This window comes from Paraburkholderia sp. TE9906 (assembly GCF_056279605.1).
The window spans coordinates 1-16,612 of sequence record NZ_JBWCCT010000005.1; the positions used below are offsets into that span (position 1 = coordinate 1).

The window sequence follows — 16,612 nt, forward strand, 5'->3', positions numbered from 1 at the left end:
TGAACGCGAGTTCGGCTTCAAGCGCATTCCTGATCTCGTCGCTGAACCGCGCCGGTGCTTCGACCACCACGTCGACGATAAGCTTGCGCCCCGTGGTGGCGAGGTTCAATTCCTGTTTTTCGAGTTCCTTTATCGCCTGCTCAACCCGCTTGCGAGTGTGCTCCCGGACGTTTGCGCGCCCGTTCAGTACCCTGTCGACAGTTGCCACGCCTAGCCCTGCCTGAAGGGCGATTTCCTTGATCAAGAATCGGTGAGCCACGCCGACCCTCCCTGATTGATAGATTTTTGATGTAATTTTGAGACTTCGCTGTCTGCCTGGCGAGCTATCCTACATCGAAACTGGGAGACGCGGATGGACCATCAGCCGGAAAACTATCTTGCAGAGCGAACTAACTGGTATCGCGAAAGCGACTGCAACCTGCGCGACTTCACGACAGCGCTCAGTGCAGGAGGGGAGCGCGCACCACGTTACGCCGCAAATTCGATTCAAGGGATTCCTGTATACGAATGCCTCGATCTGGAACAGGTGGTCTTATCCGCCGAGAGGGCTGAACTGCTCGCGGAATGGGCCGACGTCCTGTCGAATGGAGCGGGCGTCTTCGTGCTCAAGCATGCGTTTGCCGATACCGGCTGCGTAGACGAGGCGACGGCGGTCTTCGAATCGATCATTGCGGACGAGAAGAAATCGGGCTCGAAGGGCGACCATTTCGCGAAGGCAGGCGCGAACGACCGTATCTGGAACGCACAGGAAAAACTTTGCGTTGCGGCACCCGAGGTCTTCACCCGATATTTTTCGAACCGGTGGCTGCCTGCCGCGGCCGAGGCGTGGCTCGGTCCGTGTTTCCAGGTTACGTCGCAGATCAACGTTGTCAGACCCGGCGGGCAGGCACAGCAAGCCCATCGTGACTACCATCTAGGCTTCCAGACGGCCGAGGTAGCCGCGTCTTTTCCGGCGCACGTACACCAGATGTCAGCCTTCCTCACGTTGCAGGGGGCCGTCGCGCACAGCGGTATGCCTGTCGAGAGCGGCCCGACCAAACTCCTGCCTTACTCGCAGCGATACGCTCGCGGCTACGTCGCCTGGCGTAGAGCTGAGTTTAGGGAGTATTTCGAGGCCAACTTCGTCCAGGTGGCGCTTGCCAAGGGCGATGCCATCTTCTTCAGCCCCGCGCTATTTCACGCAGCCGGCTCGAACCGAACGAGCGACGTCCAGCGCATGGCAAACCTGCTTCAGATCTCGTCAGCTTATGGGCGGGCGATGGAAGTGGTGAATCGAACGCGCATGTCCGAGATTCTCTACCCGGTCCTTCGAGACCGACTGATGGCCGGCAACATAACCGAGCTGGAGGTCTGGTCGGTGGTCGCCTCATGCGCCGAAGGCTATTCGTTCCCAACGAACCTGGACAGGGATCCGCCCGCCAACGGGCTTGCGCCGGAAAGCCAAAGCCAGATGATGCTCCGGGCTCTTAGCGAGGGCTGGGAGCCGGCCGAGTTCGCGCGAGCGCTTGCCAGACATGCGTGGCGCCACGGTACTGACGCAGTACCGAACTGATAGATTATTGATGTGTTTTTGTCGTCCTCAGATAGATTCATCGCCCTATGATGGCGTCAGCGCGACAGAAAGAACGACTCAGCGAAGTCGCGCGTGCTCCTGTATCCGGTTCGGATACAGGCGGAGACAAAGACGTAACGGTGCAATGGAATGGATCAGTTCATTTTTCACGAGAGTCGCCTATCAAAAAGCGCACTGTCGATAGATGATGAGCGCTCGTTTTGCGAGGGGTGACCAGATGTGCACAATCGACGCCGCGTCGAGCGAAGAAAAATGGCGTTTTTTTCCGTAGCGTCGTCTGGAATAAGGAAGAAGGCATCAAAACGGCTGGTCCGTTCGGCTTCCAACGGCGCGCTCTTTGCTCGGGGCTCTGGTCGGTTACCTCGCCAGGCACGTCAACCCATCCCCGTGAGCCGTGTTTCCCGACAGCGCAGCGTCGGATGGGGCCGAAAAGCATCGATCGGGTGTTCAATGGCCCGTACCCCGATTGCGGCAGCCAGATGTGTTTTGTCAGTTCCTGGGCCACCAGCTATAACGGCGTTACGTGCCGAGTCGATGAACTCACAGTGATAACAGCCGTCGCAGGAGCATCTCATTGACTTGGCTGCAACATGGCAGGACTGCCAGGTAGTGACTCCGGTCGCCAATGGTTTCGCCCCGCTTATGGCTTCGGTTGAAACACCGGACGTGGTCTGCGATCGTCTGACCTTCGGTCGCGATCACGATCACGAGGCGGTTGCCGCATCCCGCAGGCTGACCGGGCGATTGGCGAAAGGAGCTGGCACGCTATAGCGGTTACGATCGAGGCCGATCAGGCAGGCAGGAACAATTGGGTAGGGTATGTGCAACGAAACCATCAAACGGCCTGGCGGCGTCAGATGGGAACCGGCAGCAGCGTGAGCGCCCAGCGTTGCGCAGTCGGGTGATCGAGCGTCATTCCACGTTCGGCCATCATTTCTATATGAACGCGTTCCTTTTGCGCTAGCTTTTCGTGTGACGGGCAGGAGCGGTTGCTGCGCTATATGCGGTCTGGTTGCAGCCACATAGACTGCGGCCTTCTATGAAATCCGCTGGCCCGCGCCTCATTCCTCAAACATCGTAAGGCTGTAGAAATGATTCAGGTTTGGCGGGCCCCGGTCCGACCTGATTTGAAAATCATCTGGCGGGTTCTCACCGTCGTCATGGAGGCGACGGGGGTTAAGCGAGGTTGCTAACTGCTTTAGCCGGCGGGAGGTTCTGCCGAGCCCAGGGAACGGCTTACCCTCTATCGTTCAATCCGGTTGCGCGCCGCGCGCACAACCGGATCATGGCCCTGCTTATTGCGCCGCTGCTGCGACGGCTTGTTTGATGGCGGTATAAATCGGCTTCTGCCCGGCGCTGCTCGTCAGAATGCCGTAATCGCCGGTTGGGTCATCGTACAGTTCGTACCAGTTGAAGCCGATCACGTTGTACGTGGCTTTGGCCGCGACGAGTTCAGGAATCGTCTTGGCGATGTACTCCTGTGCCTGCGCTGTGGTGAAGTCGGTGTTGACGCCGATCTCCGTGAACATGATCGGGAGGTTGTATGCGTCGTGCAAGGACTTCAGAACGTTGTAGTTCGTGCCCGTCACGCCCCACGTATTCTCAGGATCACCACCGTCAGAGTACCAATGCAACTGAATGATGTCGGTCTTCACCACCGGGTGGCCGGTCGAGCCGTCCGGCTGGACGCCGGTCAGCATGCCTTTGTACCAGCCCAGATGGAGGAAGCCCAATGACGCGGTGGCGATAATTTTCGTCGAGCCTGCGGTGTCAACCGAACGCCAGCCGTCGTACGAACCACGCAGCGCGCCGCGATAGATTGGCCACGTGCTGTTGTCGTAGTCGGAGACATTGGCGCCGTCGTTGGCCACCGGCATATCGAGGTCGTACTCGTTGCCGAATTCCACCACCGGTACGCCTTTGAGCTTGGTCGCAGCATAAGCCGCCATCGAGTAGGCGTATGCGTAGGCGCTCGCCTCGGTCGGCGTCTGCCCATTCAGCGAGGGGTCATCGTACGGATAGGCATCGATCATCGGCATGATCGTGATCTTCGAGCCCATGCCTGGAATAAGGGTATCGGCCACAGCGTCAATCTGATCGTAGCTGTGAATATCCTGCCGGTTCGCTGTCAGGCCAAGGTCGGACAGCGTTGCGGCCTGAGTAGCGAGCGGGACCGAAGTATAAACGCCGCCGTAGTTGTAATGCTCATTGATGCCGAAGAACGGGATGGCTGGCGCAGTAGCGGAGGTTGCGGCTGCCGACGTGGGCGTGGCCGTGGGCGTGGTGGCCGTGCCCGTGGTGGTAGTGGCCTTGGGCGTAGTGGTGGTCGTCGTCGCCGGAGCGCTGGCAGCAGGACGCGGATCGGCGGACGCCGCCCAATTGCTCTTTTGCCACACCCACCAGCTGTTGTCGCTGCCTTGCTGATACATTTTGCCGGCGTACCAGAGCAACAGCTTGACGCCCGCCGTCGACCCAGCTGTCCGACCAGCCCGATAGACCACGCCGTTCTTCACCGACCAGACTGCACCCCATTCATCATTGATCGAGGTGGCAGGTGGAATTGTGGTGCCGCTTACCGAAGGGGGATGCTTGGCGGCATCGACTACAGCTACCGGATCGACAGCGTTGGCGGCGACGGCTGTTGAGTCACTTTTGCCATCACCCCCGCCACCACACGCTGCAACAATTGGGAGTGCTAAGTAGATCGAAAGATTACGTAAGGTTTGAAATTTCATTAGAGCTACGAGTGAGTTTTTTTTGACGGTCCTGAACCAAGAAAACGCTCGCCCCAAGTCCCTTCGAGGAAGCCGACAGCGACTGGACACCGATGAAAGGCAGGCGGAACGGCCCATGCGCCCGATATAACCAGAGATAACTAACTACGCACGTTCTACGTTGATTAGAACGTTCGCTCCCTGCCCAGGCAATGAAGCGGCGATGTTACGCGGATGAAACATTTTTAACGAGTATTTCGTCGTAACAATCTGTATCATCTGATAATAACTCGCTCAAACGCATATTAGTATTATTAATACTAATAGGCTCAGTTATTTGGCCCTTTGGGCGACCTTAAATTTGAAAGCGGTGAAAAATATAGATAGAAACCAGAGTGGGCGGCGGGGACGGCCTTCGGAGGCGACAGTGTTCGAATATTTGAGTAGATTTACACCGTACTCTGACTTCGTATTCGCCCCATTTTCTCGCCGACGCGCTACATGCGTCAGTTTTAAGTAAAAGTTCCGATTTATCTAAACATCTGAGGAATACGTTTCTCGGGTTTTTCCTGACCGTCAAAACGTTGGCGGTAATTTCTGCCATTAGGCGGCGAGATTAACTGCGGCAAAGAGCGGGCTGGAATGACGGGCCTGCATAAGCGTGTGATGCCGCGTCCGGCTGATGCGCTACGGTTGGTTGACTCATCGGAGAACTCCCCAAACGAAGGTTGATCTGGCAAAGAGTCTCGGAGTTTCATAGTGGTCATCGATGAGGAAACCTGATTTCTTTTGTGGTCGTTTGGACGCGATGAATGAACGGTCGGCGCCACCCGCTCAGATGTCCACGCATAGTATCGGGAGGGTCACTGCGTGACATCGAACGTAATCTGCCCATGACATCGGACGAACGGCAGACACAACTGCGCGCCAACCTCAGTGACTGGAACAGGTTGTACGCGCCTACAGGCGCCTGAGGTCCAGTGCATCGGAAAAGGAAACGCGCGGCAATCCAACGAGTCGGGCGTCAAGGTAAGCCTCGCGATCACGGGAACGCAAGGGCGGAGCAACTCGGACAGAACGCCATTCAGTTGCAGGATCTCGCGGGGACGCCGCAACCGAACACCACGCCGGCCGATTTCGGGTTTTGTGGCGTCGACACCGAAGTGTCGTCAGTCAAGCTTGTTCATCGTAGCAAACACAGGCCACTGACCGGCACGCAGCGACGCTGGCTCAAGCGACGGCAGGCGATCGAACCGATCATCGGCCATGCACTGCTTACTCGTGGGTGAGAATTAGTACCACAGGCTTGTTCGAACTTCTTGTCGAGCTTGATCATTTCATCGGCAAACTCCTCGCCGACAAAACTCCTGACGAAGTGTCCGCGCACGTGGCGGCACCACATGCCCGCGCAAGAGATCGTGCCCCGCCAAGTCCGTTGAATTCCGCAACGACGACCACTCGCACCATTTGATCAGTACCGTGTGCGCCCGCCTTGGCATTCTCCAAGTTTGCTGGGGCTATGACGTTTGGGATCAGCCGGCAGAGCGGCCCCGGCACGAATGTAACGCCTGACTCTATTGCGCGATACACCAAGTCGCTTTTCGATCTCGCGCAACGAGAGCTGATCGCGAAGTGCCAGCGTCGAATGATGGTCAATATAGCCACGTCGATCACTTCGTTATCCTGCGCGTTGCCGGGAAGAATTATGTTCTGCGTGGGTCGATATGCGATGCAAATTAGCGCTTTTCGTGGATCCCGGTACTGTGCAAAACAACACATCGCGGGTGTGCCGTCCATAACGACAACGAGCCGGCACGACGGCTTGTAATGCCAAAGTATCATTAAACAAATGACATACATGCTCTCGTGAAATATCAACGAAACATCGAGAATACGTTCCAAAGCGGCATCTGCCGTCATCGAGGAGCGAAGATCATGTTTGCAATTACCGGTGTGACAGGACAGGTGGGCGGCGCGGCGGCGCGCGCGCTGCTGGATGCGGGACATGCGGTGCGCGCGGTGTTGCGCGACGAGAGCAAGGCGGCGCAGTGGGTGCAGCGGGGTGCCGAAGTGGCCATCGCGTCGTTCGAAGACGCCGACGCACTCGCCGCCGCGTTCCGTGGCGCGGCGGGCGTCTTCGTGATGATCGCGCCGAACTTCGCGCCGCAACCGGGCTATCCGAATGCGCACGCCGCAGCCGCGGTGTTGAAGGCGGCGTTGACGAAGGCGAAGCCCGAGCGGGTGGCGGCGCTATCGTCGGTCGGCGGGCAGCGCGAGGCCGGCCTCGGGCTCATCACACAGGTGCACATTCTCGAACGGGCGCTGGCCGATCTGCCGATTCCGACCGCGTTCATGCGGCCCGCGTGGTTCATGGAAAACTCGCTGTGGGACATCGCGCCGGCTCGCGAAACCGGTGTGATGCCGAGCTTTCTGCAGCCGCTCGATCGTGCGTATCCGATGGTCGCGACGACGGATATCGGCTGTGTGATCGCGGACACGCTCGCGCAGTCGTGGCAGGGGCGGCGCGTGGTCGAGATCGAAGGTCCGCAGCGTTATACACAGCATGAGATTGCCGCGCTGCTCGGCGGCGTGCTGGGGCGCCGGGTGGAGGCGTGGGCGGTGCCGCGCGATGAGTGGGAAGCGCGGTTCCAGTCGCAGGGCACGGCGTGGCCCGTGCCGCGCATCGAAATGCTCGACGGCTTCAACTCGGGCTGGATCGACTTCGCGGACGGGCCGAACGAGCGGGCGATTGGCACGACGTCTTTTCAGCGGGTTTTGGCGGAGTTGGTGGAACGAGCGGGATGAGCGGCGGGGCGGTCAATCCTTCAGCAGATTCGACCGCCCGCCGATTAAAAGAAACGCCGATACACGCACAAACCACCGGTTTCAAATTACCGCCGGCCTTTGAGGTGGAATGAAACGAAAACTTGAACGACCGCGAAGCGACGAAAACCACCGCTATTCGGTAAACATAATAACCGAGTAAAGATTTGCAGGCGCGCGATTAAAATCGAGGTAATATTTTCCACGCGCCAGAGGTAATCGGCTTCTGGCTTGAGGCGATTGAAGCGAACGTGCAGCGAACCCCCGAGAAGCACGCCAGTCAGCATTGCATGGCGCCAGCCGCCATGCCCGATACAGCCCGCGCGGGCTACGCCTGCGCAATAGGAGCAAGATCTCTTAATAAGTATCTCTACGCGTAAGGGCTTAAGTTTTTAAAATTCCAGCCGATTGCGTACACGTATAGCATCACGACTGTTTCTTAAGTTTCGATGAGAAACCGCAAACGCGCTTAAATCCAGATTGCTACGGTTTGTATTCCATCTGCAAATCTCGTGAGCCGTGTAAACTGCCAGGCAGTCGGTAACAGTCGACCCCACTGCAGCAATACCCGCAGGTTCGGCGTTCGATGCGATCGGCGGCTGGTTTCCATCCAGTTTTGCGCTGTTTCATGACTGCTTCGATTCCTCACAATATGCTTGCTGCGCCGGCAAGCGAGACCGCTTCCGCCGTTCGCCCGATACCCGCGGGCACCGCGCCCAAACCACCGTTCCCGCCGCCCGCGCGCGCGCAAGCAGCAAGCCCTGAAAGGTGTGCGCGTCGACTTCAACGACGGTAGCCGCGTGGTGTTGCCCACTGGCGAGTGGCATGTCGTACTGCGCGACTACGAAACCGACAACGGTTCGAGCAGGAAGGCGTCGCGCATTGAGCGTAGACCGCCGAAGCCGCGATTCCCTTCTTGCCGCCCCACAAAGTCCTCCGCGCGAGCCGTGCTAATCTTGCTGCCTTCGTGGAAGCAACGCGGCAACCCGGACCCCCAGATGGAAGCCTTCGATCCGAACGGCGTCGACCAGACGGTCTTCGTGGTCGGCGAACGCCATGACACGCTTGACGAGCCGTGGCGAGCCTATCGTCACGCACGGCTGATTCACGTAAGCGACGGCGTGCTGACCGTGCGCACCGAAACCGGCCGCTGGGTCGTGCCGCCCGGGCACGCGGTCTGGATCGTGCCGAACGTGTTGCACTGCCTGCACGCGACGCGTCCCGTGCAACTCTATTCGCTCTATGCCACCCCGGACGCGGCGCCCTTGCCCGCGCAAAGCGGCGCGCTCGTGCCGGACGCCCTCGTGCAGGCGCTGCTGGGCGCCGCGGCCGCTCTGCCGTACGACCAACCGTTCGACGAACCCGCCAACCGTCTCATGCAGGTGCTGCTGGATCGCCTGCCGGGCTTGCGCTCCGCGCCACTGGGCCTGAACTGGCCGGGCGACCCGCGCATCGAGCGGATCGCCGCCGCGCTCAGCGACGACCCCGCGCAACCCGCGGTACTCGAAGAGCTCGCGGCGGCCGCCGGTGTCACGGCGCGCACGGCGGCGCGTCTGTTCGTTAAGGAAACCGGGCAGACCTTCGGTCAATGGCGCCAGCAATTGCGCCTGCTGGTCGCACTCGAACATCTGGGCGGCGGCGCGAGCGTCACCCAGGTGGCGCTCGACGTGGGCTACAACGACGTGTCGTCGTTCATCGCGGTGTTCCGCGAGGCGTTCGGCGATACCCCCGCGCGCTATTTCCGCTGACACGCTACCGGCGCGACGCGAGCGCCACTGCGTCACCGCACGCGAGCAGCCCGGCGAAAGCGAACCCTCAGGCCCGCGCGCACGGAATGCAACACCCCGCCATCCTCCTCAATGTGCGCCCGCCGCGCCAGGACCGCCGCCGCCCTTGGCCGGCCGTGTAATCCAGATCAATGGAATGATCAGAATGAAGATGATCGCCGACACGAAGAAAATGTCGTTCAGGCCCATCATCGCGGCCTGCGTGTTCACGGTGAAATCGAACAGTGCGTGCGCCGATTGCTGATTCAGATGCAGCAGCGACTGGGTCGTGTCGATCTGCTGGTTGAACGCCGGGTTGTTGATGCTGGCCTGTTCGGTGAGCCGCGCATGATGGAGCACGGTGCGGTTATTCCACGCCGAGCCCGCGATCGACGTGCCCACCGCGCCGCAAAACACCCGCGCGAAATTCGACAGGCCCGCGGCTGCCGGAATCTTGCTCGGCGGCTGGCCGGACAGGATGATCGAGGTCAGCGGCACGAAGAACAGCGCCATCGGAATGCCTTGCAGCAGTGTGGGCAACACGAGATGCCAGGTGTCGATTTCGATCACGTATTTCGAGCGCATGTAGAACACGAGCGCAAAGCCGACGAACGCCAGCGTCGAGATCACGCGCGCGTCCGAGCGCGGCAGCACCCGGCCCATCACCGGCGCGAGTATCACCGCGAAGATGCCGAGCGGCGCGGTGACGAGACCAGCATCCACGGAGCGGTAGTTCAGATACTCCTGCATCCATTGCGGCAGCAGCACGAGGTTGCCGAAGAACACGCCGTACGCGACCGAAATCGCAATCGTGCCGCCGAGAAAATTGCGCTGCTGGAAGAGCCGTAAATCGACGATCGGATTCTCTTCGGTCAGCTCCCACACGAGGAAGAACGCGAAGCTGATCAGCGCGGTGATGCCGAGAATCACGATGACCGGCGACGAGAACCAGTCGAGGTCCTTGCCCTTGTCGAGCATGATCTGCAGCGACGCGACCCAGGTGATCAGCAGGCCGAGCCCGACCACGTCGATCGGCGGCTTGCGGGTCGGCGACTCACGGGTGCGATAGATCATCCACGTGACGCCCGCCGCGAACAGGCCGACCGGAATGTTGATGTAGAAGATCCACGACCAGCTGTAACTATCCGTGATCCAGCCGCCGAGCGCGGGGCCCGCGATCGGGCCGACGGTCGCGGTCATCGCCCAGAGCGCGAGCGCGGTCGAGGATTTCTCCTTCGGATACGAGCCGAGCAGAATCGCTTGCGACAGCGGAATCAGCGGGCCGGCCACCGCGCCCTGGAAGATCCGCGCGAGCAGCAGGATCGGCAGCGTCGGCGCAATGCCGCACAGCCACGAGGCCAGCACGAACATCAGGATCGCGCCGACGAACAGCTTCACCTGGCCGATGCGCTGCGTGAGCCAGCCGGTCAGCGGAATCGACACCGCATTGGCTGCGGCGAACACGGTGATGACCCACGTGCCTTCATCGACCGAGACGCCGAGGTTTCCCGAAATGGTCGGAATCGCGACGTTCGCGATCGACGTGTCGAGCACGTTCATGAACGTCGCGAGCGCGACGGCGACAGTGGCCAGAACCAGTTTGCCGCCTTCGAGCGGCGGTGGCGGGGCAGGCGGCGCGGAAGCGGGCGCGGCGGTGGGCTGGCTCAATGGGTTCTCCGGAACGGGGTGCTGCGCACGGTGTGGACGGATGGGCTATTCACCGCGAGCGAAAGGCGCCCGTCGGCGGGTCCGTCGAATGATCGCAAAAGCATACCTGTATTCGGATTTTGACGTCGTCGGAGATGCGCGCCGGGCGGCGCGAAGAGGGCGCTCAGCGTATGCTCGCGGCTAGGGCTGCCGATGGCCTGCATGACATCGTGGTCACGCATGCCGTTCAGGCGTATAAAGCCGGCGAAAGATGCGCAAGGCAGGCGCTTGCCGCGCGTGCGCGCACCGCACACGAACACGAACACGAATCGACCAACAGAAAAGGAAACGCATATGGCCTGGGAGCAATTCGAACACGGCTGGCGGCGCGCACCGGTGAGCGCGCCTGCCAAAGGGCTCGTCGTGCTGATGCACGGCGTCGGCAGCAATGCGCGCGATCTGATGCCGCTCGCGGACATCTGGAGCGAGGCGCTGCCGGACGTCGCGTTCACCTCGCTCGACGGCACCGACGCGTTCGACGGCGGCTTTGGCGGCCGTCAATGGTTCAGCCTGCGCGACGTCAACGAAGCGAATCGGGAGGCGCGGGTGAGCGCCGCTTATCCGGCGCTGCGCAGGGTGCTCGAAGCAGAACTCGCCCATTGGCAGGTGGCTTTCGGTCGCCTTGCGCTCGTCGGCTTTTCGCAAGGTTCGATCATGGCGCTGCACCACGTGGCGGCCAGCGCCGAAGGCGCAGCCGGCGTCGTCGCGTATTCGGGGCGGCTCGCGTCGCCCATCGTCGCGAACAACGGCACGCCGCTCACGCTGATCCACGGCGAGGACGACGAAGTGATCCCGGTGCGCGAACTGGAGTACGCCGCCGACGCGTTCAGCAACGCCGGCTACACGGTCGACGCGTACGTGCTGCCCGGCATCGGCCATACGATCGACGCCGACGGCGTCGCGCTCGGCCGCGAGGCGCTGGAGCGCTCACTGGGGGCACTGTCGCGCGGTTGACACGGCCCCGATTGAAAGTCGCCCTAAAGATATTGATCTGCTTGCCGTTAAGCGGTCATTAGCTTGAAAATCACCCCGCCGTGCGGACCGCGCCATGCCCGACGGGGCGTGCCGAGCGGCTCGGGGAACCGGGGGCGCATTTTCAAACTGCCCGGCACCACGGGTGGACAACGACTTATCAGAGCCTTCCTATGGCCAGACCGACGCCGCATTACCCGCTCTTCGAGCGACTGTTCCGCCCTTCCGTGGCGGTGGACCTCGGCACGGCCAACACCCTTATCTATACCGACGACGGCGGCATCGTGCTGAACCAGCCGTCTGTCGTGTGTTTCCAGAAAGAGCCTGCAGCCGGACCCATGCGCGTCGCCGCGGTGGGCACCGAAGCGCGCCAGCTGCTGGGCCGCACGCCGCGCAACCTCGAAACGGTGCGGCCGATGCGCCACGGCGTGATCGCCAATTTCTCCGCCGCCGAGCACATGATTCGCCAGTTCGTCGACATGGCGCGTCCGCGGCCGCTGTTCAGCCGCCGCGCGGCGTTCACGCTGTGCGTGCCGGCGGGCGCGACCCACGTCGAGCGGCGCGCGATCAAGGAGGCGGCCGTCGCGGCCGGTGCGTGGAAGGTCAGCTTCATCGGCGAATCGCTGGCGTCGGCGCTTGGCGCGGGCATGCCGGTGGCGGACGCGACCGGGTCGATGGTGGTCGATATCGGCGGCGGCACCACCGAAGTCGGCGTGATCGCGCTCGGCGGCACCGCGTATAGCGGCTCGGTGCGCGTGGGCGGCGACAACTTCGACGCGGCGATCGTGAGCTATGTGCGCAATCTGTACGGCGTGCTGATCGGCGAGCAAACCGCCGAGCATGTGAAGAAGAACATCGGGTCGGCGGTGCGTGACGTGCCGTTCGAGCAGATGAACGCGACCGGCCGCAGCGTCGACGACGGCTTGCCGCGCACGGTGCAGTTGAGCAATCACGATATCGCCGAGGCGATCGAAGGGCCGCTGCGTCAGGTGATCGGTGCGGTCAAGCGCGGGCTCGAAAGCGCGCCGGCCGAACTGGTGACGGACATCGCGCACCACGGCATCGTGCTGACCGGCGGCGGCGCGCTGCTCGGCAACCTCGGGCGCCGCCTGACCTGTGAACTCGGACTCGAAGTGCGGGTGGCCGATGAACCGCTGACCTGCGCGGTGCGTGGGGCGGGGGCGGCGGCCGCGTCCGGTTTGCTCGAAGAAGCCGGGTACGAATGACGATGGGGCGCGGGAAGGGCTGCTGATGTTTTTCGGCGAAGTGTTTTAACGCCCCCACGCTGTGGTCTCGCGCTGCCTGTGCCGTGCGGACCTGCGTGGCCAATCGGGGGCTCGCGCGTGCGGGTCCTGGTTGAGTCAATGTGCGCCGCGGTTATCAGCGGCTCGCACCGGTCGGAGCCGGGTCCGTACGTTGGACGAGCCGCCACACGCTTCTGTGTGACAGCTTCGTTTGTACGGTAGCGCCCGCGCTGCGTTCGACGGTTCGGGCGTACGAGTCCTGCGTATCCGTCTGGCCGATGCCGCGTCGCGAACGAGCGCCCGCATGCTTTTCGGAAGCTATGTGACAATACGCGTCCGCGTCCCAATTTCAGGGACGTAGAGGCATTTTCCCCATTCCATTTCTCGCCGGCGCCGCTGAATTGGCGTGCTGCCGCGCTGTCTGTGAACCATCCGTGAATCAATCTGTGTCTGCTTCGTTGTCTTCGCCATCTTTCATCGAACTGCAAAGCGGTCTGCGCATGCCCTACGTGGAAGCGGGCGAGGGCGAACTGCTGCTGTTCGTGCATGGCTCGCTGTGCGATTACCGCTACTGGCAACCGCAACTCGCCGGTCTTTCAAAGCAGTATCGCTGTGTCGCGGTGAGTCTCACGCACTACTGGCCGGTGACCGATACCGAGCCCGGTCTGCCGTTCAGCTGGAGCAGGCATGCGGATGAAGTCGCCGAATTCATCGACCGCTTCGGTGCGGGACCGGCGCACGTAGTAGGGCATTCGCGCGGCGGCTGTGTGGCGTTTCATTTCGCTCGGCGACATCCTGAACGTGTGCGCACGTTGACGCTTGCCGACCCCGGCGGTCCGCTGCAGATCGCCGGGCGTCCGCCCGCGCGTTTGCCGGAGACGGTCAACGCGTTGCGCGCGAAAGCGGCGCAACTGATCGAAGCAGGGGAAGTGGAAGCGGGCCTGCAATTGTTCGTCGATTCGGTCAGCCGGCCCGGGTTCTGGGCGATGAGCACGCCCGGCTTTCGCAGGATGGCGACCGATAACGCGCACACGCTCGCGCGGCAATTCCAGGATCCGTTGCCGCCCTATGTGCCTGAAGAAGCCGCCGACGTGCGCTGCCCGGTGTTGCTGATCGACGGCGAGAAGAGTCCCGACATGTTCCGGCGTACCGCCGCCGCGTTGCAATCGTGGCTGCCCGATGCGCGCCGCGAGACGGTGCGCGGGGCATCGCATGGGATGAACCTCGCGCATCCGGGCGCGTTCAATCGCTACGTCGACGAGTTCATTCGCGCGATGGGCGTGTAGTGAGCGACATGGGCGCGCAGTGCGGCCATTGCGCCACCGCGCCGGGCCGCTCGCGGCGCTTCACATGCGGCAGCCCGGCACGGCTCTCCAATCAGACAGCCGGGTTCAAACCTTGCGATGCGCGTCTTTATCGAGCGCACGTTCCGCCGCTTCGCCGACGAGGCCGTGGTAGTACAGATGCACGCCGATCGCGAGCGAGTCGTTGCGAATTTCGTGGAAGGCTTTCCACGCTTTCACAGGATCTTTGAACAGCAGATAGTGCGCTTCCTGAGCGATCAGGTCCGCCACTTCATGCAGGCCGTGGCCGTGCAATACATTCACGAGCGTATCGAGACTGCGATGCGTGCGCGCGTCGGTGCGCGGATAAAGCATGTGCAGCACCGCCACGTCCTGCGTTTTCAGCGCCGCCGATAATGCGACGACGATGTCCTGATGATTCAGCGCGGTGACGCTGTTCTCTTCCGTGTGAACATGATCCGGAAATAGCGTTTCGAGAGAGGCGTTCATCGGGTCCTTCCTGTTCTTCTGGCTGATTAAAAAAGCCCGCCGTGACGCGGCGGGCCAAAGACAGCGATGTGTTAGCAGGGGAAGCAAAACACGAATCCAGTATCGCAGATGCGCTGAGCCTGCGCAGCCCGACTGGAGCAAAACATTGTTGCTGCGAGCGCGCTAACTTTCATTTGGCTGGCAGTGCCGTGCAGCGCGCGGGGAATCTTTCGCGCGGTATATTCGCGCGTTTCACGTACCCTTCACAGGGGCTTCACAGGGGCTTCACAGGCAACGAATGTTGCGTGAGCCGAGATTGATTGTTGCCGTCAATCGTCGCAATCAACGACCCTGTGGCCCGTAGAATGCGAGGCGGAGCCTGAGCATGCCAACGCGTCCGGAAGAAGCGAAGGTCGGGCATGCCGGCATGTGTGCGATGTGAAAGTATAAGGAACGTGTAGATGAACTCGAAGACACACGCAACGCTGAGCTTTTCCGACAGCGACCAGACGATTGAACTGCCGATCTATCAAGGCTCGCTCGGGCCGGACGTGATCGACATTCGCAAGCTGTACGGCCAGACCGGCAAGTTCACGTATGACCCGGGCTTCATGTCGACGGCGGCGTGCAATTCCGAAATCACGTATATCGACGGCGACAAGGGCGAGCTGCTGTACCGCGGTTATCCGATCGACAATCTCGCGCAAAACGCCGACTTTCTCGAAACCTGTTATCTGCTGTTGAAGGGCGAACTGCCGAACGCGCAGCAGAAAGAAGAGTTCGTGAACACTGTCACGAAGCACACGATGGTGCACGAGCAGATGCACTTCTTCTTCCGTGGTTTCCGCCGCGACGCGCACCCGATGGCGATTCTGGTCGCCGCGGTCGGCGCATTGTCGGCGTTCTATCACGACTCGCTCGACATCAATAACGCGCAGCACCGCGAGGTCTCCGCGATCCGCATGATCGCAAAGCTGCCGACGCTGGTCGCGATGGCGTACAAGTACACCGTGGGTCAACCGTTCGTTTATCCGAAGAACGACCTGTCGTATAGCGCGAACTTCATGCGCATGATGTTCGCCAATCCGGCGGAAGAGTACGAGGTCAACGACGTGCTGGTGCGCGCGCTCGACCGCATCCTGATCCTGCACGCGGACCATGAACAGAACGCATCGACCTCGACCGTGCGCCTTGCCGGTTCGTCGGGTGCGAATCCGTTCGCGTGTATCGCTGCCGGTATCGCGTGTCTGTGGGGCCCGGCGCACGGCGGCGCGAACGAAGCCGCGTTGAACATGCTGGAAGAAATCGGCTCGGTCGACAACATCCCCGAGTTCATCGCGAAGGTAAAGGACAAGAACTCGGGCGTGAAGCTGATGGGCTTCGGTCACCGCGTCTACAAGAACTACGATCCGCGCGCGAAGCTGATGCGCGAAACCTGCCACGAAGTGCTCGAAGAACTGGGCCTGCACGACGACCCGCTGTTCAAGCTCGCTATGGCGCTGGAAAAGATCGCACTCGAAGACGATTACTTCGTGTCGCGCAAGCTGTACCCGAACGTCGACTTCTACTCGGGTATCGTGCAACGCGCACTCGGCATTCCGACCGCGATGTTCACGTGTATCTTCGCGATGGCACGCACGGTCGGCTGGATTGCACAGTGGAACGAAATGATTGCCGATCCCGAACAGAAGATCGGCCGCCCGCGTCAGTTGTTCGTGGGCGAGACGCAGCGCGAAGCCAAAGCGGTGACGCAGCGTTAACGTGTCGAGGCCGTCGGCAGTCCGATGACTGCGCGACGGTTTTTTTTTGCGCTGAAGTCCTGATTGAAGGCGCATGCTTGCGGCAACTTCCCCACGAAAGAAAGCCGACCTCGCTTGCGTCGCGTGAAAGCCCAACCCTCTGCACGTCCTGTGCCACGGAAAATCACGCAACAAACCTTGCAAAAAAACCGAAACTCCCCTGTGATAAGTTCGTCTGACGCGGACAGACCCTCTACAATCGGAAGCAACCGGCCGGCACGAAGCGGGGACCGAATGTGAAA

The 16,612-nt window shown here is 61.3% G+C and carries 13 protein-coding genes and 3 pseudogenes; 8 read left to right on the top strand and 8 right to left on the bottom strand.

Annotated features, from left to right (window positions below):
• A partial coding sequence (locus ACZ9H4_RS14100; RefSeq protein WP_476119295.1) for a helix-turn-helix domain-containing protein occupies positions 1–259 on the bottom strand: 259 nt, incomplete at its 3' end.
• 93 nt (positions 260–352) lie between these two features.
• Between ACZ9H4_RS14100 and ACZ9H4_RS14105 the strand changes: the two genes are divergently transcribed.
• Positions 353–1,552: a phytanoyl-CoA dioxygenase family protein gene (locus tag ACZ9H4_RS14105; RefSeq protein ID WP_476119296.1), complete on the top strand. Its 1,200-nt coding sequence runs from the start codon at positions 353–355 to the stop codon at positions 1,550–1,552.
• Positions 1,553–1,947: 395 nt separating this feature from the next.
• Here ACZ9H4_RS14105 and ACZ9H4_RS14110 read toward each other — a convergent pair whose 3' ends face one another.
• From ACZ9H4_RS14110 to ACZ9H4_RS14125, 4 genes and pseudogenes are all read right to left on the bottom strand, one after another.
• Positions 1,948–2,148: an ATP-binding protein gene (locus ACZ9H4_RS14110; RefSeq protein WP_476119827.1), complete on the bottom strand. Its 201-nt coding sequence runs from the start codon at positions 2,146–2,148 to the stop codon at positions 1,948–1,950.
• A gap of 19 nt (positions 2,149–2,167) precedes the next feature.
• Positions 2,168–2,419: pseudogene (locus ACZ9H4_RS14115) on the bottom strand (Mu transposase domain-containing protein); the annotation flags it as partial.
• Positions 2,420–2,868: 449 nt separating this feature from the next.
• Positions 2,869–4,002, bottom strand: coding sequence for a beta-glucosidase (locus tag ACZ9H4_RS14120; RefSeq protein ID WP_476119829.1), 1,134 nt, complete (start codon positions 4,000–4,002; stop codon positions 2,869–2,871).
• A 1,789-nt stretch (positions 4,003–5,791) separates the two neighbouring features.
• A pseudogene (locus ACZ9H4_RS14125) lies at positions 5,792–5,961 on the bottom strand (IS21 family transposase); the annotation flags it as partial.
• Positions 5,962–6,222: 261 nt separating this feature from the next.
• Here ACZ9H4_RS14125 and ACZ9H4_RS14130 point away from each other — a divergent pair.
• A complete protein-coding gene (locus tag ACZ9H4_RS14130) occupies positions 6,223–7,092 on the top strand; it encodes an NmrA family NAD(P)-binding protein (protein WP_476119297.1) in 870 nt (289 codons plus the stop codon).
• Positions 7,093–7,178: 86 nt separating this feature from the next.
• On the opposite strand, the gene ACZ9H4_RS14135 is transcribed toward ACZ9H4_RS14130, so the two are convergent.
• A complete protein-coding gene (locus ACZ9H4_RS14135; RefSeq protein WP_476119298.1) occupies positions 7,179–7,397 on the bottom strand; it encodes a hypothetical protein in 219 nt (72 codons plus the stop codon).
• Between the two features lie 483 nt (positions 7,398–7,880).
• Here ACZ9H4_RS14135 and ACZ9H4_RS14140 point away from each other — a divergent pair.
• Positions 7,881–7,955, top strand: a pseudogene (locus ACZ9H4_RS14140) (hypothetical protein); the annotation flags it as partial.
• A gap of 153 nt (positions 7,956–8,108) precedes the next feature.
• Positions 8,109–8,858: an AraC family transcriptional regulator gene (locus ACZ9H4_RS14145; RefSeq protein WP_408145015.1), complete on the top strand. Its 750-nt coding sequence runs from the start codon at positions 8,109–8,111 to the stop codon at positions 8,856–8,858.
• Positions 8,859–8,966: 108 nt separating this feature from the next.
• Here the strand turns inward: ACZ9H4_RS14145 and ACZ9H4_RS14150 are convergent, their stop codons facing one another.
• On the bottom strand, positions 8,967–10,544 hold the full coding sequence (locus ACZ9H4_RS14150) for a DHA2 family efflux MFS transporter permease subunit (protein ID WP_408144785.1): 1,578 nt from the start codon (positions 10,542–10,544) through the stop codon (positions 8,967–8,969).
• Between the two features lie 333 nt (positions 10,545–10,877).
• Here ACZ9H4_RS14150 and ACZ9H4_RS14155 point away from each other — a divergent pair, with 333 nt between their 5' ends.
• The 3 genes from ACZ9H4_RS14155 to ACZ9H4_RS14165 all read left to right on the top strand — a co-directional run bounded on the left by ACZ9H4_RS14155 (position 10,878) and on the right by ACZ9H4_RS14165 (position 14,085).
• The gene (locus tag ACZ9H4_RS14155) at positions 10,878–11,537 is read left to right on the top strand and encodes an alpha/beta hydrolase (RefSeq protein WP_408144787.1); all 660 of its coding nucleotides are present in this window, start codon (positions 10,878–10,880) and stop codon (positions 11,535–11,537) included.
• A gap of 191 nt (positions 11,538–11,728) precedes the next feature.
• Positions 11,729–12,781, top strand: coding sequence for a rod shape-determining protein (gene mreB / locus ACZ9H4_RS14160; RefSeq protein WP_408144789.1), 1,053 nt, complete (start codon positions 11,729–11,731; stop codon positions 12,779–12,781).
• Between the two features lie 452 nt (positions 12,782–13,233).
• Positions 13,234–14,085: an alpha/beta fold hydrolase gene (locus ACZ9H4_RS14165; RefSeq protein WP_476119299.1), complete on the top strand. Its 852-nt coding sequence runs from the start codon at positions 13,234–13,236 to the stop codon at positions 14,083–14,085.
• A 105-nt stretch (positions 14,086–14,190) separates the two neighbouring features.
• Here the strand turns inward: ACZ9H4_RS14165 and ACZ9H4_RS14170 are convergent, their stop codons facing one another.
• A complete protein-coding gene (locus ACZ9H4_RS14170) occupies positions 14,191–14,592 on the bottom strand; it encodes a hypothetical protein (protein WP_168664332.1) in 402 nt (133 codons plus the stop codon).
• A 440-nt stretch (positions 14,593–15,032) separates the two neighbouring features.
• On the opposite strand from ACZ9H4_RS14170, the gene gltA reads away from it, so the two are divergent.
• A complete protein-coding gene (gltA, locus tag ACZ9H4_RS14175) occupies positions 15,033–16,331 on the top strand; it encodes a citrate synthase (protein WP_408144793.1) in 1,299 nt (432 codons plus the stop codon).
• Positions 16,332–16,612: the final 281 nt, after the last annotated feature.

What these genes read in the sequence shown, in the direction of transcription:
- ACZ9H4_RS14105 (WP_476119296.1), top strand. Translation starts at nt 353, where the DNA reads ATGGACCATCAGCCGGAAAACTATCTTGCAGAGCGAACTAACTGGTAT.
- ACZ9H4_RS14110 (WP_476119827.1), bottom strand. Translation starts at nt 2,148, where the DNA reads ATGAGATGCTCCTGCGACGGCTGTTATCACTGTGAGTTCATCGACTCG.
- ACZ9H4_RS14120 (WP_476119829.1), bottom strand. Translation starts at nt 4,002, where the DNA reads ATGTATCAGCAAGGCAGCGACAACAGCTGGTGGGTGTGGCAAAAGAGC.
- ACZ9H4_RS14130 (WP_476119297.1), top strand. Translation starts at nt 6,223, where the DNA reads ATGTTTGCAATTACCGGTGTGACAGGACAGGTGGGCGGCGCGGCGGCG.
- ACZ9H4_RS14135 (WP_476119298.1), bottom strand. Translation starts at nt 7,397, where the DNA reads ATGCTGACTGGCGTGCTTCTCGGGGGTTCGCTGCACGTTCGCTTCAAT.
- ACZ9H4_RS14145 (WP_408145015.1), top strand. Translation starts at nt 8,109, where the DNA reads ATGGAAGCCTTCGATCCGAACGGCGTCGACCAGACGGTCTTCGTGGTC.
- ACZ9H4_RS14155 (WP_408144787.1), top strand. Translation starts at nt 10,878, where the DNA reads ATGGCCTGGGAGCAATTCGAACACGGCTGGCGGCGCGCACCGGTGAGC.
- mreB (WP_408144789.1), top strand. Translation starts at nt 11,729, where the DNA reads ATGGCCAGACCGACGCCGCATTACCCGCTCTTCGAGCGACTGTTCCGC.
- ACZ9H4_RS14170 (WP_168664332.1), bottom strand. Translation starts at nt 14,592, where the DNA reads ATGAACGCCTCTCTCGAAACGCTATTTCCGGATCATGTTCACACGGAA.
- gltA (WP_408144793.1), top strand. Translation starts at nt 15,033, where the DNA reads ATGAACTCGAAGACACACGCAACGCTGAGCTTTTCCGACAGCGACCAG.